This is a genomic window from Leptospira tipperaryensis (assembly GCF_001729245.1).
In the GTDB taxonomy this organism is placed as follows: domain Bacteria; phylum Spirochaetota; class Leptospiria; order Leptospirales; family Leptospiraceae; genus Leptospira; species Leptospira tipperaryensis.
The window spans coordinates 3,524,829-3,548,039 of record NZ_CP015217.1 but is presented as its reverse complement, the minus strand read 5'-3'; the positions used below and the strand labels follow the sequence as shown (position 1 = coordinate 3,548,039).

At 41.5% G+C, this 23,211-nt stretch carries 16 protein-coding genes; 8 read left to right on the top strand and 8 right to left on the bottom strand.

The features are described 5' to 3' along the window. Nucleotides 1-40 precede the first annotated feature (40 nt). Nucleotides 41-1,024, bottom strand: a complete 984-nt coding sequence (locus A0128_RS16725) for a c-type cytochrome (protein ID WP_069608546.1) — start codon at nucleotides 1,022-1,024, stop codon at nucleotides 41-43. 431 nt (nucleotides 1,025-1,455) lie between these two features. On the opposite strand from A0128_RS16725, the gene A0128_RS16715 reads away from it, so the two are divergent. Next, the gene (locus A0128_RS16715; RefSeq protein ID WP_156781866.1) at nucleotides 1,456-2,070 is read left to right on the top strand and encodes a hypothetical protein; all 615 of its coding nucleotides are present in this window, start codon (nucleotides 1,456-1,458) and stop codon (nucleotides 2,068-2,070) included. 88 nt (nucleotides 2,071-2,158) lie between these two features. Here the strand turns inward: A0128_RS16715 and A0128_RS16710 are convergent, their stop codons facing one another. Beyond that, complete coding sequence (locus A0128_RS16710; RefSeq protein WP_083244158.1) at nucleotides 2,159-2,785, bottom strand: Lcl C-terminal domain-containing protein; 627 nt, start codon at nucleotides 2,783-2,785, stop codon at nucleotides 2,159-2,161. Nucleotides 2,786-2,798: 13 nt separating this feature from the next. Further along, on the bottom strand, nucleotides 2,799-4,877 hold the full coding sequence (locus A0128_RS16705) for an Lcl domain-containing protein (RefSeq protein WP_162274114.1): 2,079 nt from the start codon (nucleotides 4,875-4,877) through the stop codon (nucleotides 2,799-2,801). 727 nt (nucleotides 4,878-5,604) lie between these two features. Here A0128_RS16705 and A0128_RS16700 point away from each other — a divergent pair. Both A0128_RS16700 and A0128_RS16695 read left to right on the top strand, forming a co-directional pair. Further along, nucleotides 5,605-6,771 carry a helix-turn-helix domain-containing protein gene (locus A0128_RS16700; protein WP_069608541.1) on the top strand — a complete coding sequence of 389 codons (1,167 nt, stop codon included), beginning with the start codon at nucleotides 5,605-5,607 and terminating at the stop codon, nucleotides 6,769-6,771. A gap of 259 nt (nucleotides 6,772-7,030) precedes the next feature. Beyond that, nucleotides 7,031-8,224 (top strand): DUF1554 domain-containing protein, encoded by a 1,194-nt coding sequence (locus A0128_RS16695; protein ID WP_069608540.1) that lies wholly within the window; start codon nucleotides 7,031-7,033, stop codon nucleotides 8,222-8,224. Between the two features lie 48 nt (nucleotides 8,225-8,272). Here the strand turns inward: A0128_RS16695 and A0128_RS16690 are convergent, their stop codons facing one another. Both A0128_RS16690 and A0128_RS16685 read right to left on the bottom strand, forming a co-directional pair. Continuing rightward, on the bottom strand, nucleotides 8,273-9,232 hold the full coding sequence (locus tag A0128_RS16690) for a hypothetical protein (protein ID WP_069608539.1): 960 nt from the start codon (nucleotides 9,230-9,232) through the stop codon (nucleotides 8,273-8,275). 66 nt (nucleotides 9,233-9,298) lie between these two features. Then, nucleotides 9,299-9,802: a tellurite resistance TerB family protein gene (locus tag A0128_RS16685; RefSeq protein WP_427854353.1), complete on the bottom strand. Its 504-nt coding sequence runs from the start codon at nucleotides 9,800-9,802 to the stop codon at nucleotides 9,299-9,301. Between the two features lie 116 nt (nucleotides 9,803-9,918). Between A0128_RS16685 and metG the strand changes: the two genes are divergently transcribed. The 3 genes from metG (at nucleotide 9,919) to A0128_RS16665 (ending at nucleotide 16,979) form a co-directional block, all read left to right on the top strand. After that, on the top strand, nucleotides 9,919-11,988 hold the full coding sequence (gene metG / locus A0128_RS16680) for a methionine--tRNA ligase (RefSeq protein WP_245667168.1): 2,070 nt from the start codon (nucleotides 9,919-9,921) through the stop codon (nucleotides 11,986-11,988). Between the two features lie 470 nt (nucleotides 11,989-12,458). Further along, nucleotides 12,459-15,089, top strand: coding sequence for a [protein-PII] uridylyltransferase family protein (locus A0128_RS16670; RefSeq protein ID WP_069608535.1), 2,631 nt, complete (start codon nucleotides 12,459-12,461; stop codon nucleotides 15,087-15,089). Nucleotides 15,090-15,290: 201 nt separating this feature from the next. Further along, nucleotides 15,291-16,979: an acyl-CoA dehydrogenase family protein gene (locus tag A0128_RS16665; RefSeq protein ID WP_069609362.1), complete on the top strand. Its 1,689-nt coding sequence runs from the start codon at nucleotides 15,291-15,293 to the stop codon at nucleotides 16,977-16,979. A 233-nt stretch (nucleotides 16,980-17,212) separates the two neighbouring features. Here A0128_RS16665 and A0128_RS16660 read toward each other — a convergent pair whose 3' ends face one another. Continuing rightward, nucleotides 17,213-18,886: a GGDEF domain-containing phosphodiesterase gene (locus A0128_RS16660; RefSeq protein ID WP_069608534.1), complete on the bottom strand. Its 1,674-nt coding sequence runs from the start codon at nucleotides 18,884-18,886 to the stop codon at nucleotides 17,213-17,215. A gap of 374 nt (nucleotides 18,887-19,260) precedes the next feature. On the opposite strand from A0128_RS16660, the gene A0128_RS16655 reads away from it, so the two are divergent. After that, nucleotides 19,261-19,683 (top strand): hemerythrin domain-containing protein, encoded by a 423-nt coding sequence (locus A0128_RS16655; RefSeq protein WP_069609361.1) that lies wholly within the window; start codon nucleotides 19,261-19,263, stop codon nucleotides 19,681-19,683. On the opposite strand, the gene A0128_RS16650 is transcribed toward A0128_RS16655, so the two are convergent. Beyond that, nucleotides 19,680-20,546, bottom strand: coding sequence for an MBL fold metallo-hydrolase (locus A0128_RS16650; RefSeq protein WP_069608533.1), 867 nt, complete (start codon nucleotides 20,544-20,546; stop codon nucleotides 19,680-19,682). The genes A0128_RS16655 and A0128_RS16650 overlap by 4 nt on opposite strands. 239 nt (nucleotides 20,547-20,785) lie before the next feature. On the opposite strand from A0128_RS16650, the gene A0128_RS16645 reads away from it, so the two are divergent. Further along, a complete protein-coding gene (locus tag A0128_RS16645) occupies nucleotides 20,786-22,513 on the top strand; it encodes a hypothetical protein (RefSeq protein WP_069608532.1) in 1,728 nt (575 codons plus the stop codon). Here A0128_RS16645 and A0128_RS16640 read toward each other — a convergent pair. Continuing rightward, complete coding sequence (locus A0128_RS16640; RefSeq protein WP_069608531.1) at nucleotides 22,507-23,211, bottom strand: TetR/AcrR family transcriptional regulator; 705 nt, start codon at nucleotides 23,209-23,211, stop codon at nucleotides 22,507-22,509. The genes A0128_RS16645 and A0128_RS16640 overlap by 7 nt on opposite strands.

Here is a 23,211-nt window from a genome sequence, read left to right as displayed (position 1 = left end):
ACGCATGCATAGAGCGAGCTCTATGCATTTTATAAGTTGATTATTTTTGAAAAGTCTGAACTTTATGGGAAACAGGCTTCGAACTCATGAGGTAAGCGAAGATTGCTCCTAAATCTTGGTCGCTCATTCCTGCATATTCCAACCAAGGCATTAGACTGTTGAACTCTCCAGGCTTGATATCTGGTTTCGCTTTTGCCCCTGCTACGCTCGCTTTAAATCTTGCGATGAAAGTCTCTCTTGTCCAGTTACCGATTCCCGTCTTAACATCGGGTGTGATGTTTGCGCTGACTGCTTTTCCTCCGGTGATTAAAGAAAATTCAAAACCTCCCGCGTGTTCCATACCTTCGACCGGTTTCCCTTTTACTTTTTGTGTATGACAGTCATTACATGCAGCTAACGTAAATAAATACTTTCCATAAGCTACCGTATCCTTCGGCTCGGGTCTCTGTGAAAATTCAGGCGCCTTTGGTATGGTTCTCATAATCAAGTTCATAGGAAACTTCGCTTGTGATTTCTCAACTTGATTTTCGACGGCAGGGATCGTTCTGATATAAGCTATGATGGAATAAATATCTTCCTTATCCATCTGTGCGTAATTTTCGTAAGGCATGAGAGGAAAGAGTGGAGTTCCGTCCTTAGAAACGCCGGCTGTTATCGCGTAGAAAATATCAGTGTCGGTCCAATTTTTCAAACCGGTTTCTGCGGGAGTAATGTTCCTAGAATAAAATGTTCCGGGCAATCCCATCTCTTCGCCGAACTTTAGATTTCCGGCTCCTATGTTTTTATCAAACGGATAAAAAAGTTTTTGAGGATCTCTTTCGCCTGTGTGACAACCCATACAAGCGGCTACGTTGTTTACTAAGTATTCCCCTCTTCGGACTTGTTCCGGAGTGTGGGCGATTTTAATTTCTTCCTTCTTTCCGATATCCGGATACTTTAAATAAAGAAAACTCAGACCACCAATTAATATCAAGATAACTGTAATAGCGGCTCTTTTTAAAAGAACTCCAAAAAATTTCATCATAATTCTCCTGTTTTTATATATTTAACCGTTAAACAACTTCGTAAATGATTTTTGTGTCTAATCGGCAAATCGAAATTCCCACCTTATAACATCTTGAATATATGATAAATTTTGAATTCTCGAATGGAAAAGAGGAGTTGTGAAAAAAATTTGATTTCAAAAGTCGAAGGATTTTTTTGCGATTTCGACTAACTTTCCGATTCTTAATATTCCGAGCGAACGCGAGTTCGTTTATCAAAATTGAATTGTTCTCTTTGAGGAATTTTATCCGGGGAATGCCGGATTCAAAATCACCGTTAAACGAGCATTCCGGCTTTTCGTGGGAATGAAAGTCGGATATTTTTGAACGAAAAGGGCTCACTTTGGTGAAAAACCGGATTCTCCATTGAAAATGTATTCAAAAAATGGAAAGAACCATTGTTTCGAAAGATATGATATCCCGAATTTCCTTTTACTTTTTATTCTTGGTTTTGCTCTCCTGTTCGTCGGCGCAAACGCAAGAACCTGAAAATCACAATAAAATTGAAAAGATACAAACTGCGAAGACTCTCGTCGTCGAATCGTTTTCCGTAGATACGGTGCGTGAGATTTGTTCCAAGACTCCGGATCCTGAATTTTTAAATCCGGAAGACGACCTTTGCATTCGTAAGAGACAAGAAGAACTCTTGGGAAGAATTTATGTACCTTCTCTAAAAGAAAAAAATCTTACGAAAGCGTTGGAATTGGTCCTTGCACTGAAAAAGGTATTTCCTAAAAAGAAAATGTTGATCGGAAAGGACGCGGAGATTCACGTTAGACACGTTCAACAAAGAGTGGAATACTGCGATCCGACTCAAACAACCTGTGTTCCCGTTGTTCATAATTTAATCTCTTTTTCAAATTCGAACGTACACAGTGCAAATCAGACATACACACTCATTCCACAGATGAGTTATCTTGAAAAGGACGACAAAAGTCTTCCGGTTGCAAAATGGAATGAACGTTTGGATTTAATTTCTAAAGAGAATATCGAGTTTATGCTGAATGCTTGTTTTTCTTTGGAGTGAAGGCCGCCGCAAACTTTTTCGATTGATTACGTTTAAGTAAACTCAGCGTCTTTTGGTTTTCAGCCAAAGGGCACTGAGTTAATTTCAATTAGTAATTTGTAACACAGCGAACATATCCGTTTGTGTTTGTTTTCGGATATTCCACAACTCCGCCAATTGCAAAGTCTACGATGTAGGCCATCGACCTGTAGCTTGTTCCTTCGGGAATTTTGTAGTGTTGATCTATGTTTTCGGAAGAGGCTACGTATTGTTTAGGATCACTTTCGTTATTCCCATTTCCGGAAAGCGTCGGACTACTTCCCATAGCGAATGAATTTGTAGAAGTCCAATATCTTCCGGAAGTCGTATTCGGAAATAAAGTGGCGTTGATGATCGGCATCGAGGTCACTCTGTAATCTACGATCGAAATCAATTCTTTAACGGAAGGCAATCTCCATTGTCTTCCATCTCCGAGAGTTGTTCCTAACCCACGGCAATAATTGAGAGCATTGGTCCAGTTACTGGTTTCCGATGGACCAGAAGATGTGCCGCAATCCGTATAGTTCATCCCTGCGGTTCCTCTACCTCGAATACACTTTCTCCAGAGAAGTCGATTTCCGGCATCTTGAATGATTCCGTTTCCTAGATCGGAATAGGCGCCACCGATTGCGGTGACTCCGTTTTCTAAACCGAAGAGAATTGTGAGGAGCAGTATTGTTCTTATTGTTTTCATCATAGTTCTCCTTTGTTCAATCCGCGACACACATTGCAAGAGTCGCGTATTTGTTGAGCCAGTAATTACCCCAAGAATAATTCTTACCCTTGTTGTTTAAGTGGGCCCCGCCTCCGAAGACGGAAATCTGCCATGCACCCCAAGCGTTGGCTCCGTTTGCCAAGTCCGGTCCTGTAATACCGTTTGCTAAGGAAGCGCTGACTCCATTCGTTGAAGTCCAATATCTTTGGTAGTTGTTTCTGATAAAACCGGGGAAGCTCGAAGCAGGAATCGTTTCATTTCCCAGATTGGTGCCTCCACCATCGTAAATGAGAATTCCCATCTGTTCACTCAAGGTAGGAAGTCTCCAGGTTTTTTTACCTGCAAAGCCGGCGCCTGCGTTGTTCAGATTTAATTGTAAACAATAAGTTAAGGATTCTCCCCAAGTCAGATCGATGATCGCGGGGATTCCCAGAGCCACGAGGCTTACATTGTAAGGATCCGTTCCATCTTGTACACAAGTTCCTCCGGACCAAATGTGGGCCGGCGGACAGGTCTTCCAAAATTTTCCGTTGAGGGTATCAGTCGTAACATAATCGTTCGGATAACCCGCTATGGTCGTCGGAGTCGCGAGTCCATAAGGAGTTGTAGAATTAAACTCAGCGTCTTGTCCGGAAGAAGCGCACGCGACTGCACTTCCGGAAGCATCGTAACAAACGTTTTGAAGAGTTCTCGAAATCAGAGTAGGATTTGTTTCCACGTCGGAGCGGTAATTGAGTCTGATCTTATTGGAAACAACGAATCCACCCGTAACGACGTTGCCGGCCTTATCTTTAAAATCAGAATCATTGAACAATAAATAGAAATTATGAAATTCCGGTAATTTACTGTTTAGGCTAACGGTATAAGTGAGTCCGTCCGAAGACCAAGCACCGGTCATTGTAGGCCAAGCGATTTGAGGATTTCCACTGACTCCACTGTCATGATGTTCCGGAAGCGGCGTCACACTTTTATCCATCGCTTCGCTAAAGACGAATGCAAATGTGTTTTGATCCACGCTCAAACTCAAAGAATTGTTGGAAGGTGTAGCAGAACTTACAGTCGGCGCGGTATTATCTATATTCAAAGTTTTTGAATTATAACCCACATTGCTGCCGGAAGTGGTAAGACAAACTCGAACCGTGTTGGCCCCGACTGCTAAAGAAGAACCGGGGATGGTAGTCGTGACCTCAGTCGCCGCCGTCGCGCTCCCTGTGATGGCAGGCGAAAGGGCCGTTCCGTTGGTTCCGGAAGTACAATTGGTTCCGCCTAAACGGAATTCGTAAGTTCCGGCGATATCCGATTGCCATTTGATCACACTGCTATCGGCACTTCGCAAGTCGCTTTTTGAAACGGAATTGATTGTAATCGTAGGATTTCCTACTGCAACGATATATTGACTTGTGCTGACAGCGCTTTTATTTCCGGCCTTATCAATTGCGATCACTTTGACGTCGGTGGTAGCGTTGTTTGGAATCGCAAACGCTGCGGAATAAACATAAGAACCGGAAGGCGCGGTTCCATCCGCATTGATACCAGGCGTAGATCCGTCCGTAGTATAAGCAGTCGCAAGACAACCAGCAGAACCGGTATCGGTGCAGGTAAGACTAATATTCGGAATGGAAGCCCCGTAGGTTCCAGCGGCTGGAGAAAATCCAATGGTGGGAGCTGCGTCGTCTCGAACGGCGCTGATACTTTTCATATCCCAGGTAGTAGCTCCGTCAGGACTTTTGAGACAAAGTTTGACTGGATTCGCGCCGGCGGCCAAAGAAGACGCTTGAATTCGATTTGTGTTTGAAGTGGAGGCGGTTATGGTCGCACCTGCATTGACGGTTCCATCCGTACAATTGGTAGCGCCAATACGAAGTTCATACGTAGCGTTCATATCGGAAGACCAAGAAATGTCGTAATAAGAAGTTCCGGAAGCTCCGCTCACATACAAAGTAGTGGCTGAAGGATTCGAAAGTGTTCCCGTAGGAGCCAAAGGAGTGAGCGCTGGTGCGGCCGCGTTGGACGGATCTGTAGGATCTCCACCAGGAAAGGAAAGGCTCGAACTCGGAAGAAAGAAAAAGTTCATTCCCTTTTTTCCTTCTCCTGGCAAACAGTTTAAAAAAACAAATAACAGACTTACGCATAAGCTAAGAATGTATAAAACGCGAGTTTCTTTTTTTATTTTCGCATGTTGTTTCTTTCTTTGTTTGATCATGAACAGACCCTCCACAACATTTACATCTTCAAAATTTGAGCGATGTAGAGTTAATTTACTTCTTTTTTTTGTAGAATACGTCACCACCTATAATTAAGGAATTAGCTGCTTATAAATTAGGGAAGACTTCTATCAAAGTCCCTTTTGGATCAGAGAACGAAGTCAAAGCTGTTGTAAAAGTTTTAAATTTTGTTATAAGACTGTGTGAAAAATATGTTTTTTGAAATTTCGATTTTCGATTTGTAAAAGAGAAGGATGGACACGTTAGGAAATCATTTCCTAACGTTCTGTTCTTTTAGCGGGTCAATCTCTAAGGAACGCCTAATTCCCAAATTTTTTTGAAAACGTATTGAGTTATTAATCAATAACTTTTCCTATAAATCAGTAATTTCTAACTTTTTGCCACTTCTCGACATTTTTTTGGCGCTCTTTTGGTTTGGAGTTCGTAATGGAATGGGGCAAAAAGTAAAAGAATGAAATATTTTCGGGAAGTGACGATTTATAATTCTCAAGAAGTAAAAAAATGAGCAAAAGCTCGGAATGCCTTTGTTACCAAAATATCTGGTAAAAATACAAATAAATACTTAAGGATTCGGATGTGGAAGAGGTTAAATACTACTCTTTAGCTGCGATGCTCTATTTTATCATCGCGGCATTTGGACTATTTAAGAGGGATCGTAACAAGAGGTTCGGTACGTCGGTGCTGTTTTTTTTGATGGCCTCTCTTTTCTGGTCGTTTACGGCTACAATTTTTATCACTGAGTTCGCTCTTGCTAAGAAGCTGGCTCAATACTTTTATGCTTTTTTCTCTGTAACGGTAATATTCTTTTTTACGAATCTTACGATCACGGCGAAAAACGGTACTTCTCAAATTAACGACGGGGACTTTTCTGCACTCAGAAAACTTTTGCTTCGTAGTTTCGCAGCCACCGCAGCGATCGTTGTCGTTTGGGATTTATTGGATGAATTTAAGATTCCTAATCTTTCGGAAGTGATTTCCTTAGGAAGTTTCTTATTTTTTGCCTATCTCCTTTTTCAGGTGTTGGTGCCGCTTCGATCCTCGGAAAATCGGGGAAATCTTTTCAAAATTCTTCCATCCATTAGCGTGTTGCTCGTCATCAAGCTGACGGAAGTGATTCGATATTTCGAAGGTGCGAAGATCATCGAACCGATCAACACGATCAATTACTACTTCTTGATTCTTTCTCCGATCATTTTGAGCGAATTTATTCCGATCGTTGCGGATTTTCAAAGAGCAAACGACGAATTCTCAAAAGGAAACGTTGCTTCGAGAGAATTGGCTTCGGAGAAGAATTTCGAACAAAGAGATTCGAATTTGGAAAAAAGATCTCTTTTAGAAGACTTGAATATAGAAAAAGTTGAAAGCAAGTTGAACGAGTTGATGCAAAACGAAAAGATCCACTTAGACGAAGAACTGAGACTTCCCTCTCTGGCTTCCGAAATGGGACTTTCGGTTCATCATTTATCCGCGTTCTTAAACGAACACATGGGATTGAATTTTAATTCGTTTATCAATCATCATCGAGTGAAAGAAGCAAAAGTGATGCTTCTGGACGAACCCGATCGTTCGATTCTTTCCATTGGAATGGCAGTAGGATTCAGTTCTTCCTCCGCTTTTCACAGAGCATTTTTAAAAGAGACAAAAAAATCTCCGAAGGCGTTTCGAGAAGAAAATCTTATAAACTATAAAAATAAAGAGGATGAAATGGGAGATCTTGATTCCAGATATTCTCATTCTATCTAAGAAGAATCGTATTCTCCTTTGATTGTTTTGATTGGAGGAGTTGCGTTAGAATCTGCTATTTCCACAATTCCCAAGTTTATTTTTTTCAGAGAAGAATCTTAGCGAAATTTTTCTCTGAAAAAAATAGGGACCGAAGTAAATCCAATCAAAATTCTTATTTCCTTTGCAGAATACGATTTCAAGAATGAAAAAGAGTTCAAAAAACTATAGAATTGCTTGTCTATAAAATGGTAATTAAAAGATAGAAGTAATAGATTCCATGAAGCGAATTTCTTTTTATAAACTTATACTATTTATATTTTCTTTGAGCGCTTTGTTTTCTTGCGCTCAAGCGGAGCGCTTCTCTCTGGATGGTCCGAGCGGCGCTCTGATTACGATTGTGCAAAAAACTGTGGAGACTTCGGTTTCTTCCGCAGCAAGCTCATCTGGTTTTCAATTTAGCGGCACCTTGCAGGGTTTAAAATCCGGAACGGTTCAGATCCAATTGAACAACGAAATTCTTCCGATCTCCGCAAATGGAGGATTTCAATTTGCAAATCGTGTTTCTCAAAATCAAACCTATCAATTGAGTGTGAATTCTTCCGCCTCCAATCATTCTTGTAAGATCTATTCGGGCACGACTGAAAATCCTTCCGGAAACGTTTCCACGGACGTTTCGAATCTTGTCGTTTATTGTTCTACGATCGTCATCAACGGAAAGATTCCCGGGGAGACGATTGAAATCAAAGAAGACGGGACCGCTTTGAGTTTTGATGTTTCTTTGAGCGGACCGACGGGGCCAAACGATCCCGTGGCTCACGTGAGTTTATCTACGACGGCCACCATCGATCATTTTAATCCGGGTCCCGATAATTACGATATGAACTTTGCAAATCCGGATTCGGTTTCCGTAACGGCGAGCGATTTAACCCCGGCCGGAGCGTCGGACTATTTTGATCAGACGTATGCTTTGAATGTTTCCGTAACTCCTTCCAATCTCGCGGTTTCTTTTAACTTAAAAATTCTCAACAACGATAAACGGATCGCTGCGGTTACCAGGGCTTCCGCGGGAAATATGCAATACGGCGGGAATGCCTTTGGAATCAACGGAGGCGATTCCGGTTGCACCGGTTATGCAGGAATCACCTCTAAGATTCTTGCCGGAGTTGCAGCGCGTATTCCCGGAAACTCAGATTGGCCGATTGCTAAGAATACAAAATATTACCGAGCGGATAACAATGCATTCATTGCGACTTCGGATAACAACGGTTTGATCGCCTACAATACGCTTTACAATAGCACTGGAGTCCCGCCTGCGAATTTCTGGTCCGGTTTTAATACAAATTGGACGGTCAATGCAAACAACTGTAGCGATTGGACGAACAGTGCGACCGGCAACGGATTGGCCGGAGACGCGTCTACTTTGATACCGTGTACCACCGGAAATAAATATTCCCTCTGTATCGAGCAGTGATCCTTTTAAGAAAGTTAAACTTTTTGTAAAGTAGGATTCTGGTTTCGTCTAACGTCTTCGATTTCTTCCGATGATTGCGTAGAGTCCTTTTGCGACGCTCTGAATCGTTCTCGTCATCATACCTTTAAGTTTGATCTTCAAAAATAATTCTAAGATCAATTCCCGAAGCGCGAGATCGAAAGGAAGATTGTAATTTTTCCAATCGATCACAAATTGAAAAGGATAACTCTGTTCGGGTTTATCGTTGGAGTTCGGCGCAAAATGAATGAGTGTTCCTTCGACCGCGGTTTGATCTGCGTTTATATGTTTGAATTCCCCGTAGATCTTTACTCTGTTTTTTAGAAAGGGAAGGGGGATCACTTGAAGACCCGCGAGTTCGGACCACGTGATGTCGCTTAACGATAAAAATCCCCTTGTTTCTCCGGCCAAAACGCCGATTCTGAGACTTCCTCGTTTTCCGAGTCTGCAGGATCCACTTTTGGTTCTAAAAAGAAGTTCCAGCGGAGAACCCGAGTCCATATATCCGCCTTCGATCGCGATATCTCTGAGTTGAATCGAATACGTCGGTGTTAGAGTTTTATCCACGATGGAAATCGATCCGTTTTCTATTTTCATATTTTGGAATATGATTCTTCCACGTTTGGGCATCAGGCCGATTTTTTTGTGGGGACTGATGATGTTAGTATAGTCCATGTGGAAGTTTCCAAAGTAAGAAGATGGAATTCTTAACTTACCTTTGAATAAGGAAAAAAAATCGATCTGAAAGTTGAGAGAAGAAATTCTCGTATAAACCTGATCGGTTTTAAGAATTCCGGGAAATTCTATCGTGCAGTTTTTGGATATGACGTAAAAGAGCGGAAGAAGAATTCCGGAAGACGTCCATTTGAATTTGAAATGTCGAAACGAAAAAAAGTTAACTAACAGTTGTATAATCGGACCGGACATCAGAAACTGAAGCCCGGCGTAGAAGATAAAAAGATAGAATAACGTTTCCCAGACCCAGTTCATCGTAAAGGTTTTCCGGGAAACGAGGATCTGATCTGTAAGAAACGAATCTGTTTCAAAAGACGGGGTTTACTTCTTCTTTCCGTGAGTTCTGCTCTCGATATTCTTCTTATCCATAGAAGATATCTCGAGTTCTTTTGCTAAGTCGTCTAAAAATTCTCTTTCTTTTTTTGTAAGCGCTCCGTCCATCGAAACGATTACACAAGCGTCTTCGTAAAAACCAGCGGCCATGATCGGATTTCCTTCCGAAAAGTTTCGGATCGTTTTTACGGGAAGAGGATTTTCAAACACATCGGATAGTTCGCTGATGATGGAAGTCTTTTCGCCTTGATGATCGAAGAAAATACAACCTTCTTCAAAGAGAGCTTTTACCATCTGACCGACTAAGCTTCCTTCTTTTTGATGAAAGATTCCGTCCGCCATACAGGAATAAGACCAAACACTGACGAGGACCTTGGCATAATTCATCTTCAGATGAAAGATTTCTTGTTCGGGGTCTAATTCTTCTCTGAACTTTTCATAGAATTCATGCCCCGGCAGGACTTTGCTTGCAAGGGATGAAAGATTCTCCATTGGCATTGGGAGTTCCTCCAGGTTTTCAGAAAATTCTATCCTAACCATTGGATTTGCAATGAAAAACTGAAAAGAAAGACGTTGATTTTGGCCTAAATTTTAAGAACCTGACTTTTGTGAGTAAAAAAATATTAGTTACCTCTGCGCTTCCTTATGCAAACGGTCCAATTCACCTAGGGCACGTATTGGAAGGTATTCAAACGGATATTTGGGTTCGTTATCAAAAAGCCATCGAAAACGAATGTTATTTTTTCTGTGCGGATGATACACACGGCACTCCGGTAATGCTCGCGGCTCGTAAGGAAGGGATTACTCCCGAACAATTGATTGAAAGGGTTCAAAAAGAACACTACCGCGATCTGAGCGCATTCGGCGTTCAATACGATAATTATTATTCCACAAACTCGAAAGAGAACAAAGAAATCTCCGAGGAAATTTATTTAAGGCTTAAAGAGAACAAACATATCGCGCGGAGAAGTATCGAACAATCTTATTGCGAACACGATCAGATGTTTCTTCCGGATCGTTTTATCAAAGGGACTTGTCCAAATTGTAAATCCAAGGATCAATACGGAGACAACTGCGAAGTCTGCGGAAAAACATACAATCCGAAAGATTTGATCGATTCTCATTGTTCTCTTTGTGGAACCTCTCCGGTTCTTAAGAATTCGGATCATATCTTTTTTAAATTGGCGGACTTCCAAGAATTCTTAAAGGATTGGATCGAAGGCGGAAATCACGTTACGGAAGGCGTTCAAAAGAAATTGAGAGAATGGTTTGATGCCGGCTTGCAAGAATGGGATATTTCCCGAGACGGACCATACTTCGGTTTTGAAATTCCGGGTGAGAAGAATAAATACTTTTATGTTTGGCTCGACGCTCCGATCGGCTACATGGCTTCTTCTTTGAATTTTTTCAAAGGTGACAGAGATCGATTTAATTCTTTTTGGAAAGATAAGAATGCGGAGATCGTTCACTTTATCGGAAAAGATATATTATACTTTCATACTTTGTTTTGGCCCGCGATGTTGCACGGGAGCGGATATCAAACCCCTAAGAATGTTCACGTTCACGGATTTATCACCGTAAACGGAGAAAAGATGTCCAAGTCCCGCGGAACTTTTATCAACGCGAGTACTTATTCAAAGTATCTGGATCCGGAACACCTAAGATTTTATCTCGCGGGAAAATTGAGTCCCGGGATGGACGACCTGGATCTTTCCTTTGACGACTACGCAGCCCGAGTGAATTCCGATCTTGTCGGAAATTTGGTCAATCTTGTTTCCAGAATTTCCACGAGCATCTTGGATCAGTTGGATCGAACGTTAGGAACCCTTCCGGAAGACGGAAAAGAATTGTTAAACGAATTGCTCGATCAACCGATCAAAGTCGGAACCGTGGAACAATCCGTTCAAGATATTATAAAAAACGCATACGAACAGAAAAACTACGCGAGAGTGATGAGAGAAATCACTCGTCTGGGAGATACGGTCAACCGTTATGTAAACGACAACGCTCCTTGGAAACTGATCAAGGAGAATCCGGAAAAGACCCGAGAAGTCGTAACTACAGTTTTGAACGCGAGCCGAATTCTCGCCGTTTATTTGTATCCGGTGGTTCCGAAGGTTTCCGAAAAAATCTACTCTTTGCTCGGATTGAAAGAAACTCCGAAGTTCAAAGACTTAACAAATTTTAAAGCATTAGAAAATACGAAAGTAAATCCGTACGAGATGATCACAAAACGTGTGGATGAAAAGGCAATCAGCGCAATGTTAGAAGAAAACAAACAATCCGTATCAGAACATTCTAAAAAAGAAGAAGCGGTAAAAACCGCAAACGCGACTCCGACCGAGGAAAGATTAGAAATCTCCATCGACGATCTCGCAAAAGTGGAACTGAGAGTGGGACAAATCGTAGAGGCCGGTCCGGTCGAAGGCGCGGACAAACTCGTCAACGTCAAAGTGGATCTCGGAGAACTCGGAATCAAAAACGTGTTCGCGGGAATCAAAGTCGCTTATCAACCGGAAGATCTGAAAGGTCTAAAGGTTGTGGTAGTCGCGAACCTAAAACCGAGAAAGATGAAATTCGGAATTTCGGAAGCGATGTTGCTCGCTTCCGGCGAAGGAGAATCGTTGAGTTTGTTTATTCCTCACAAGGACGCAAAACCCGGAGATAAGTTAAAATAAAAAGGAAGAGATCATTCGTCACCGTTCTTAATTTCCGAGTATCCTTGCCACGCGTTGAAGAGTAGCATAGGAATGAGAACGACCCTTTGGGAAGTTTTGTGGGAATTCCCACAAAGGGAGAGGGGAGACTTTTTACTTGCAAAATTATGATTTTCTGATAGAGAAAAGTTTCCCGAGTTTTCCCGCCACCGCTCCCCACCACCCAAGATCAGGGTGGGGCGCGCGATTTTTACGGAAGGGTTGTCGTATCTCCGACGGGATTTTTCCGGGATTCTCGTTTGTTGTATAGAATTCGGTTTTCTTCTGGAGCTGGCTTTCATTCGGAGACAAGCAATTTTTTTGCGAAATCCTTTGTCGGACCAAATTTCTCGGAGTCAAAAAAAGATTTACAGAATTAAAACTGATCTTTCGAGGAATCGAGGTTCTCAGTCCTCGAGTTTTGGAAAGTTGAATTTATTTTAGGAATTGAAATGCCTTTACAGTTAGATATCTCCTACAGCTTTCAAAGACTTTTGGAAAAAAGTAAAAACGTCGGCGGACGATTGGTCTCCCGTCAACTTACTCATATAGTAGATTCGTTTATACTTTCCAAGTTTGAAACTTCGGGAGTTGAATTTAAGTCCGGCGATGAGATTTGTCTGGTGGCGATGGGCGGCTATGGAAGAATGGAAATGGCCCCTCATTCCGATATCGATCTTTTGTATCTTCACAACGGAATCAAAGAAGAAAGACTCGCCGCTCTTATCTCCAAGATCAACACTTATCTCTATGATTCCGGAAAGGAAGTAGGACATTCTTGTAGAACGATCAAAGAATGTTTTCAATATCTCGACGACATGTCCTCGTATCATGCCTTTTTGGACGCGCGTTTTCTTGCGGGTTCGCGCGCGCTCTTTGAAAAATTTAAAACCGATTTTTTAGAAAAGCTTCCGGAAAAACGAACCAAAAATTACAATCAGGCGAAGGAAGAAATTCTTTCCTCTCGTTTTCTCAAAGAAGAACGTCCGATTTTGTTAAGCGAACCGAATCTTAAAACCGATCTCTGCGGTCTTCGGGACATTCAATATATGTTTTGGATGGAAAAATCGGTTCGAAATCTTCCTTCTTTGGGCGGGCTTTCCATTCTTCCCGTTTTTCAAAGAGGAGAGATTCAGCTTTTGCAGGAAGCATACGACTTCCTTTTGAGAACTCGAATTGCGATGCACGTGATTACTTCGAGAAAAACGGATCGATTGGATCTCAATCTTCAACAGGAAGTAGCCGAATACTTGAACTTCGGTAAAAAGACTGAACTTTCCTCGGTGGAAAAGTTTATGTACGTTTTATACGGACATCAGAAGAATATTTATTTTATCATTCGTACTTACTTGGATTCGATCATCGAAAAAAGAAAGAGCTCGGAAGGCGAAAGTTTTCCTTACGAGGATCTTCATTTTTTTAAAATCGGTAAAACGGTTTTCCCTCCCGTAATCGGAACCTTGTTTACAAACCCGCATACGATCTACCGAGACGTTATGTTATCTTTTAGGATGATTCAGGAAAAAGATCTTCAAGTTTCGGGAACTCTTCTCAACGAGTTTCGTTTTGCTTCCAATTTTCTGGACGACGACTTCAAATATTCTCCAGAGGTGAACGAGGAATTCTTAAAAATTCTAAGAACTCCTTCTCAGAGAGGAAGAGTTTTGAAACTCATGCACGAGTCCGGGGTTCTGGGAGCGATTCTTCCCGAGTTCGGAGCTTGTACAAATTTTCCGCTCTTTAGTTATCATCACGAGTTTACCGTTGACGAACATACTCTCTTGATCTTACACGAATTGGATCTTCTCGATAAGGGAGAGTTTCAAGACGCGGAAGTGCAAAAGGCTTACAAAGAATGTTCCAAGATCGAGCTTCTCGCATTAGCAATTTTGTTACACGACGCGGGCAAAGTAAAGGAAGGGGATCATTCTCAATACGGCGCCGAACTCGTATCTTCCGTCGGAGATCGATTGGGTCTGAGCGACGAGGACCGGGATCTTTGTCGTTTTCTCGTGGAAAAACACACTCTTATGTCCGAGCTAAGTTCCAAGAGAGACATCGGCGATCCGAAGTTGGTTTTTGATTTTGCAAGAACTGTGGGAAGTAGAGAAAGATTAAGAAAACTTTATATTCTTACCGTAATCGATACCAAATCGGTCGGTTCGGGGGTTCTTACAAATTGGAAGAGCTCAATCTTAAATACTCTTTATCAAAATACGATTCCTTATCTTATCAGCGATTCCAACGGAAACTTCGGAGAGGTCGGACCGGATCGAGACGTGGAACTCGAGAACCTAGAAAAATATCTGATGGGAAAGGAAGGTCTCGAAGAAGAAATTTCCAAATCAGTCGTCCAGTTTGCGAACGAGGTAACTCCTTCTTCCTATTTGAACACCGTATCCAATCGTAAAATATTAAGGAATTTTAAATCGATTGGAACGCTTGCGCAGGATTCCGCTCGCGGTTTGATTTTTGACTCGGAACAGGACCCGGCTTTTGTAACGATCGATGTCGTTACCGTCAATCAACCCGAAATTCTTTTGGATCTTTCCTGCGCGGTTTCTTCCGAGGGTCTTAGCCTTTTGGGAATGAAGAGTTATACTCTCGGAGAATATTGGATTACCTCGATTCAAGTAACGGATTCCGCAGGCGGGGGAAACCTTCCTCCGGAAAGAATGGATCGTATCGAAGCTAAGCTGAAAGCGATCGCGTCCGGAGATCTAAAAAGAGAAAGTATCGCCTTTCAAAGAGCCGATTGGAATCCGAGAAAGCCGACTCCTGAAAGTATCGTAAACAGATCGGTTATGTTTTATAATTCCGATCTTCCGGATGTAACGATCATGGAAGTAAGAATGCCCGACGTCGTCGGTTTGGTTTATAGAATTCTCCAAATTATTCTTCATCTCAATTTGAAGGTGAGATATTTGAGGGTGTCGACTAGCGCGGATTATGCGTATGATTCTTTTTATATCCAGACGGCGAGCGGAACAAAACTGGAAGATCAGGAGCTCTTGTCAAAGCTGAGAGACAAAATTCTTACCATACAACTTTCAGAACAAATCTTGGATGAAATTTCGATCTGAAATCGGTTTTGTTTATTCAGAAATTTTTTCGACTTATAGAATTCTAAAATCTGAGCACGTTAGCTCTTCTCGGACTAGCTTCTTTTTTCGCTCGCTTGGAAACGAGGGCGGCGTTATACTTTCCTAAAATCTATATTTTAAAAAAGAATAAATCGCCAATTTTTTAGTTAGAAAAGTTCAGTGAACGAGGAGAGAAATACTTTGAATAATCCATCCATAAATCCGGGGCTTGCCCCTTTTGATATTTCCAACTATAAAGGAAATCGAGGAAAGAATTTTTACGAAGAAGACAGAGTCTTGCAGACATTGGTCGAAAAATATTCCCAAGGTTATGACGCAACTCATAAGAAAGCGATGCTGGATCATCTCCTCGGTTATGGAGACCTTGTGGGAGGAATCTTAGACGAGCTTACGGAAGCGTCTCATAAAGAAGGCAAATACGGAGAAGTCGTCAAATATGATCGAACGGGAAATCGTATCGATCAAATCGTTTATTCCAACGAACAAAAACAATCCAGAAAAATTTCCTATGATTACGGAATCGTAAATTTAAACTATCATCCTTCTTGGAAACATCCTTTCACCGATCTCCATCGTTACGCGCTTGCCTATCTCGCAAATCAAAACGGAGAAGGCGGCGTGACCTGTCCTCTGGCAATGACCGAAGGGATGATCAAGGTTTTGGAATCAATCGGAACTCCCGAACAAAAGGAAAAATATTTACCCTTGGTCGCCGGAGAAGGAAGTGATTCTCATTTTATGGCGGGACAGTATGTGACCGAAAGAGTGGGCGGTTCCAACGTAAGCGCAAACCGTACGATCGCGAGAAAACAAGAGAATGGAAAGTGGATTCTTACCGGAGAAAAATGGTTCTGCTCCAATCCGGGAGATCTTTGGGTTACGACTGCGAGAGTAGAAGATACAAACACAATCGGCCTTTTTTTAGTTCCAAGAATCAAAGACGACGGAACGTTAAACGGACATCATATTCTTCGTAAAAAAGATATCATCGGATCCAGAGGAAAACTCACCGTTGAAATCATCTACGACGGGGTCGAAGCGGAAGCGTTAGGAAGACCCGCTCACGGGATTGCGAATCTGATCAAGTATGTGATTGGAATTTCAAGACTTCACGTTTCTCTCGCGGCTTCCGGAATTTCGAGAAGGGCCTGGATGGAAGCCTACGAATACGCAAAGTTTCGATCTGCTTACGGAAGTAAAATTTTAGAATTTCCATCCTTATTAAAACAACTCAGCGATCAAAGACTCAAACATACCGCCATGTTGACTTCCGTTTTTAGGCACTACCATACACCCGAGAATTTGAAATTAGCCGGAGAAGTTTTGGCGCCTCTCTTGAAATACAAATGTTCTTCAACTTCCACCGAGATCACATACAATTCGATTTTGGTCTTGGGAGGAAACGGAATCGTGGGAGATTTTTCGGCGCTTCCAAGGCTTCATAACGATTCTATAATTAACGAAACTTGGGAAGGGACCCATTTATTGTTAAGCGAACACGTCTTACGAGGATTTAAGAGAGAAAAAGTAACAAACTCGTTCTTTAAATACGTGGAGGAATTGACCGATTCCACTACGGAGGCTTCGGAAACGATTCGAACCAAGTCCGCTCTCCTAAAAGGAATTTTGGAAAAATCCGGCGCGGAAGAATTGGATCTCAATCGAATTTATATTTCCGACCTGGCTTTTGAGATTTTCGCGTTAGCCGCTCTTTCGGATGCGTCCGGAAAAAAAGCTCCGAACGCGCAGAGAGATCTTTCTTCTTTCAGAGACGGTTATTTGGATCTTGTAAATTCTTCTCAGAGTTTTTCCAAGCAGGGAAGTTTTTCCGGAAGTCCTGAAAAACTGAAATCGGTGATTCATTACTGAGATTTTCGGAGTTCTCGTAGGCTTTTTGTAGGAAGAGCTTGCGAGACACGGAAGAATCTTCGAGTCTTGGCCGATCTTTCTTTGAAAAAAGCGAGAGTTCCCGCACAAATTCATCTCCGAAACAAAACTCTCCGGAAAGAATATACGAAAACGGACTTAAAGTCCGCTTCAAGAATTATTTACAAAAAAACAATTTTGTCGGACCAAACACCTCGGCTTTTCCAACGCGCGTTCTAATCCGGAATCGAAAAGATTCTTTCATTCAAAACCAATTCTTCCGCTTGTTGGATTTCTAATGGATACGAATAAAAATAGCCCTGACCGAAATCACAATTGAGTTCCTGCAAAAGATTGTGTTGCATTTCATTCTCCACCCCTTCCACGATGATCGCTTTTCCCATCGCCTGAATCAAGTTCACCAGAGAAGTAATGATCGTCCTTGTGGAAGTCTGAAAATAATTAAAAAGAAAAATCTTATCGAGTTTGATATAATCGATCGGGAGATGAATCAATCTCCCTAAGGAAGAATAACCCTTACCGAAATCATCGAGAGCAAATTTAAAACCGTAATCCCTCAAAGTGCTTACGACTTTTCCGATCTGAGCCTCGCAAGAATCAAAAGAGTTTTCGATAATTTCGAGGATAATACGATCGGGCTGAATTTTATAATAGCTGCTCGCCTCTTTCAGAAGCGAAACTATGTTTTTATCGCCGAGTTGTTTCGGTGAAATATTAAGCGACAAGGAAATATTCTTGGATTCTAATATTGAATTTTCGTAGTATCGAAACGTCTCCCAGATCATCCATTCTCCGATCGTTTTGATAAAGCTGGAATTTTCCGCGATCGTGATAAAACTTCCGGGAAGAAGTTTTCCCTTTTTCGGATGATTCCAACGTACAAGGGTTTCCATGGAAAAGATTCGATTTTCTCTCATATTCACGATCGGTTGAAAGTGAATCTCCAGCTCGTTTCGATTTAACACTTTTCGAAGATCGATCTCTATCTTCGCTTTTTCCGAAGTTGCGAGGATCGCATTCTGATCATAATAAAAATAAGAATTCGGACCGTTCAGAAAAGAACGATGCAAAGATTCTTTCAGAATACGAATCGCATTCATATCGGTTCCCGAATCAGGTTCAAAACGCGCGTAACCGATGTTTACGTTGAGGTGAAACTCTCTTTCTTCATAAGAAAAAGGAAAATTAAACAGAAGAATGATACAATCGCAGAACCACTCGGCTTTGGATTCCGAATCGATTTGTGTGGAAGAAATTAAAAAACTATCACCTTCGATCTTAAAAATCGAATCGTTCGGGTTGAGATATTTTTTGAGCCTCTCCGCAACTTTCACTGAAATCAAATCAAAGTAAGAATTCTCTTCTTGAGAGGACACTGCGTCGGGGTTCGAGAAGGAAATGAAAAATACAAAATGTCCGTCGGTGTTCCGAAAGTTTTGTGTAACGAGTTCTGGGAAGTGTTTTAGAAAGTATTTTTTATTCGGAAGATTGGTGATCTTATCGAAATAACTCAAATCGAATTCTTTTTTTGGAGGAATCGAATTTTCCGGTCTAAAACGAATCATGTAAGAATGATCCAAATCGTGAATTGTCAGTTGAAGTTTTAGATTGGCTTCGTTTAAAAAGGAAGGAAATTCGATTTCGTTCTCTTGTAAGATCGAGGTCAAACCAAATTCTTTTTCCCAGGACGTTTTGGTACGAAGAATGGGAATTAACTTTTCGTAAAGAATTCGAAATTGAGGAGACGACCAATGTTTTTGAAATTTAGAATTGGAATAGATCATTTTCCAGTCTCTATTCAAAACAACAATGCCCTCGATCGATTGATCCGAAAAATATAATAATGACTTTTGTAAAGACGGAGAGATATTCTCTATTTGTGAGCCCATGCTTAGCATTTTATCGTTAAAATGCTATAATGAAATACGTACTATAAATCAAAATATTTGTTATTATAAGTTTACATTTTTAGAAAATCCTCCTTTTCAGGAATGGCTGCCAAATCGAATTTAATTTTTGGATTCTGAGTTTAAATTATTTTTATCCTTATTAAAAAAAATCTTTCCTTGAGACGACGCTTACGATTAGCTCTGTAATCCGTCGAAAATCCCGCTTTCTGAACATTCGATCTGAAGCCGATTCTTTCACGTCAAATTGAAAAATTCTTATGTTGATTCCGATCCGGAATGGATCTCGAAAATTCCCAAGGTCAATCCTTAGGTTTTGATTCGAATATTTCTTTGATACAAGGATGGAGCAAAGATTGGACATCGAATTCTATAAAAATCAGCACGCCGAAATTCTCAGTCGATTGAGCGAAATTGAAAGTAGATTGGGCCATGAAATTTCCGAGAATATAGAAAACCTTTCGCACGAGCTTGCAGGTTTATCTGCGAGATTGATTCTTCATATAAACATGGAAGAGAATCTTGTTTTTCCGATCGTGAGGGATTTGATTCCAAACGACGAAAGCTCTTTGCAAAACGAATTTCTCAAAAGAGCAACGAACTTAAAGATCGCGTTCAAAGAATACAATAGCAGATGGTCTCTTCCTTCTTCGATTCTCGAGCGAGAATCGGAATTTCGTAAAGAAACGAGAATGCTTATCGTTTCCCTCAGAAAAATCGTAAAAAAAGAAGAAACGGAAATCTATTCCATTCTCGAAAAACAATCCAAGATCACTTAACGTTTCCCCATCCATTCGATACAATCCGCTAACATACTTTGCATTTGTTTTAAGTCCTTGTGCAAGGGATATCCGTGACCCGGAAGGATTCGTTCAAAGGAAAAGTTTTTCAGCCTTTCCATGGACTTTTTTTGTTCGGGCCAGGAATACCAACAGACGTTTCGAAATGCGATCAATCGATTCTTCTCCGGATCGTAAGCGAGATGATCTCCGGTAAAAAGAAATTCTTCTCGATACAATAAGACGGCGTGACCTTTTGTATGTCCCGGAGTCGGAATGATTTTTAGGTCCTCGGCGAGTTCGAATATTTCGTTTCCTTTAAGCACGATCTCGGCCGATGGAACCGCGCGAAGATCACCTTCATGAATGATTCTTTCACATCCAAAGGCCTCTCTGAATTTTTCGTGATCGGCTACGTCGTCTTGGTGAGTTAGAAAGTGGTACCGAATTCCTCCGAGTTTTTCGATTTTCTCCGCAAGGGAAGGAACAAATCGGGGAGAATCGATCAATATATTTCCTTCCTCTCTTTGGATCAGATAGGAAAAGGCTCCGAAGGAATCCTTAGAATGATAACCGCAGTAATAGACGTTCCCTTCAATCTTGCTCGGGAAACTTTCCTTGGCTTCTTTGAGGTCCATCCTGTCTTCCGTTCCTATGGAGGTTGTGGGACAGGCGAGAAGTGCACGGAGAGCTGAGATTTTTTCCGTGTCCGTCTCCGGTTGTTTCCAGACAAATGAACCTCCGTTTCTTTCGGAGAACGTGGAAGGCGCGATGATTCTGCAAGTCTCGCAATCGATACAGGAAGAATCCACGTAGAAATTTCCTTCCAGATTCTCACTTCTTTTTTTCGATAGGTTCGCCATGTTCTTTAGACTTGGTTTTTTGCCGGATTACAGATGAGCCTAAGTGACCTTAGTAAATGCAAGGGTTCGCCTTATTCTTTCTATTTTACGGTTGGAATACATTTTCTCGCAACCTCCGACTTTGTAATCAAAATGAAACATTTCCCTCATCTGATTGTAATGTAAATGAAATATAAATTGGGCCATAGTTAGAAAGAATACGAACGGAGAACGGATGAGTTACATTTCGGTATCTTACAATGAAAATGAAAGAAAAGAATCGTAAAAGAAGACTTATATTATTACAAATCGGATTTCAGATTTTTGGGACGTTGGCCCTTACTCAGACTTCCTTATTGGCTCAAGAGAAGAATTCGGCTCCTGCTGAAACTGCGAAACCTCCGGAAAAGCCTGCGACTACGGCCGTGGCAACCGTCGCTGATTCTTCCAAACCCCAAGAAAAATCGAAAAAGGAATTTTACGAAGACAACGATACCGGTTTGATTTATACCAAGCCCGGTCCAAATCGAACCAAGATTGATACTGCGGATAAGAATAATTTTCCGGAGCGCAAAGAGATGCAGCTCCCGAATCATTTCAGACACAGACCTGAAAATATTAACGAAGAAAAGTTGGTGATCGCGGCAAGAACTCAGTTTCGCGGTGTGAGCGGCGACAGACAATCCGCATTCTCAGGGAACGAAGACTTTAACACCGTGGATGCGAACTTTCGAAGATTACGTCTCGGTTTCTTTTATCAAGGTGCGAAGTGGTGGGGTTTTGCAACGCAACTCCGTTTGGAAAACGCTTTCAACAGTCAGTTTTTGAAAGTGACAAAGGATAAAACCACCGGCGACGTTCAGGACGTAACTTTGAACGATTCCCGAGGTATCATTCACGAAGCCGTCCTCTGGATCAACATTCCGATCTTGAGTTCTCGTCTAACTTTCGGACAAATCAACGTTCCATTTAATAGAGAATACATTCAGAGTTCGGCCAACTTTGTCTCCTTGGAAAGATCAATCGTGACTAACGTTCTTCCTCAGTTCGATATAGGAGCGATGTTTGCGATTCATCCTTTGGAAGCGATCGATAAAAAATATACGAGATACTTATCTCTTCACGGATTTATCGGTAACGGTCACGGCGGCGGCGGAGACTACGGTTATGGTAGAAGACAAGACAATACCGCGGCACGCCAAAACCTACCGCAGCTTCTTGCACCAATTTTTTACGGAAGAGTTCAATACAACGTCTTCGGCGGTCTTATCAAAAAAGAAAAGGATATCGGTTGGGTGGAAGGGGATGAAATTTTCCAAGACGATGCAAAACTTTCTATCGGCGGCGCCGTAGCACAAACGACTCAGGTAAAAACTTCTCAACCGGTTCCTGTGGAATATTTGTATAAGGATCAAACTCCGACAAAACTCATTCTTCAACAAACCACTCCTACATACGGGATTGATCCTACCGGTCTTCGTTCCGATTATCTCGCGGACTCTTCGATCACAACTCCGGGAAGACCGAATTTAGGAATCGTAGGTCACACCTATGATATGACTTTTACTTGGAAGGGACTTTATTTAAACGGGGCCTGGAGTAAATTTTCCGGTTCCGCCGCCAATCAAGTTATGGGATATCACGGGACGATAGGATATAATTTTCATCTCTGGGATTCCAAATACATAATGCCCGTGATCAAAGTGGAATTTATGAAAGGTGATTGGAATCAGAATCACATGTTCGAACCGGGTGAAGCGTATTATATCTACTGGGCGGGAATCAACTTGTTAGGAGACTATCACCTCTTTAAGGTTCAGCTCTTCTATCAACAAATGCACAGTAATTTGGCAAAAAATTATTTCTTCAACACGGCCGATAATCGGGACGCGAGAACCGTATATCTTCAGTTCCAAGCGAACTTCTGGACCGGAACAACTTCTCCTGAAAACGTTTCCGGCGGTGCGATCTACAGACAGGATTATTGATCGGACTTCGGATCCTTTACGAAAAGTGATTGATCGAAAAGTTTTAGAATCGAGTTGATCTCTACGTCTCCGCTTTTCGAGCAGAAAAAAGAATAAGCCTGATTGATGGTAAAACCGTCGATCAGGTATCGAAACATCACATAGATTTCTTCCGTATCAAAATTGGGATTTAGAAAATTTAATTTTTGAGCGAGTTTGATACTTCTTCTGTGATATCTTTGATAGAGACGGTTGTAGTAATCGGTTTTCTTTTGAAGTTTTTCTTTTGTAAGAATTTCGTTTGTTAGGAATTGATAACAGACTCGATTGAGTTCTTTCTTTGATTGTATATCCAGAAGAATGGGTTTTAGATATTGATCTCGAATCGCGATAGAACTCTGACAACGTTGAAAAAGAGACTGTGTAATCTCCAAATCCTTTCGTGCTGCGTAATCGATAAGAATATAAATGAGATCGTCTTTGCTGTCAAAGTGTTCGTAAAAAGTTCCTTTTGCAAAACCCGCCTGAGCGGTGATGTCTTCCACTCTTGCTTCGTGAAACCCCTTGCTTCCAAAAACAAAAAGAGTCGCTTCTAAAAGTTTCTCCTTTGTTTCAAAGGATTTTTTAGATTCTTTTTTGGAAGAGATAGAAGAAGAAAACCCGAGAAACGTTTTTTTTCTCGGGAGGATTTTCGATTCTTCTTGGGAATGAAGTTTCAA